The organism is Enhygromyxa salina (genome assembly GCF_000737335.2).
Taxonomy (GTDB): Bacteria; Myxococcota_A; Polyangia; order Nannocystales; family Nannocystaceae; genus Plesiocystis; species Plesiocystis salina_C.
Window position 1 is genome coordinate 1 of record NZ_JMCC02000304.1, and the last position, 725, is coordinate 725.

1 protein-coding gene is annotated in these 725 nt (G+C 61.5%); it reads left to right on the plus strand.

Annotated elements, in window-relative coordinates; genetic code table 11:
- On the plus strand, positions 1–611 hold a 611-nt coding region (locus DB30_RS41015), incomplete at its 5' end, for a hypothetical protein (RefSeq protein ID WP_165704201.1).
- Positions 612–725 lie beyond the last annotated feature (114 nt).

Consider the following 725-nt stretch of genomic DNA (forward strand, 5'->3'; position numbering starts at 1 on the left):
AAGACATCCTGACCCTGGCGCCGCTTCCTTACCCGGAGTACGAGCGGGCTGGAAATTTCGCGTCGTTCCTGTTCGAGGAGTACGGGCCGGAGTCAGTCGCCGGGCTGTGCGACGAAATGCCCTACCTCACGACCCTCGACGACTGGCGCGAAGCGATCCCAAAGGTTCTCGACGTCGAGTTCTCCGAGCTGCTCAGCGCATACGAGCAATACCCGCGGTGCCACCACCAGCAATATCGGGCGCGGCTATGGGAGTGTGCTGGCGAGCCCGATGCGATCGCTGACCCAAACGGCGAGGTCGTGTTCGACATTGACATGGACTGTGCCGCCAACGGCGTCATCGGCCCATTGGGGAGTCGAATCGTGGCGACACGGCGGCTCTGGTTCCCGGAGGAAATGCGGACAGGCGTCTTCATTCGTGGCGAGGACGGCGAAGACGCCGAGCTGGACTTCAACGTTCAAGCGTGCGCCGCATGCTCGGAGCACCCCCACTTGTACGCTGACACGGGCCTGACGACGGTGTTCAATTTCAGTCCCGGCATGTACGAGCTAGTCGTGTACGCGGGATCTGACTTCTCGGAGTCCCTCAGCGTTCACCTCGAACCGTTCTGACGCGCCCACGCACACGGGTAGCTCCCCAGCGAGTTCTCGATAACGTGTACGCGAGAGATTAGGATGAGCTTCAATGAGAACCAAGCCCATGCTGATGCTCAGCGTCGTGCTGGC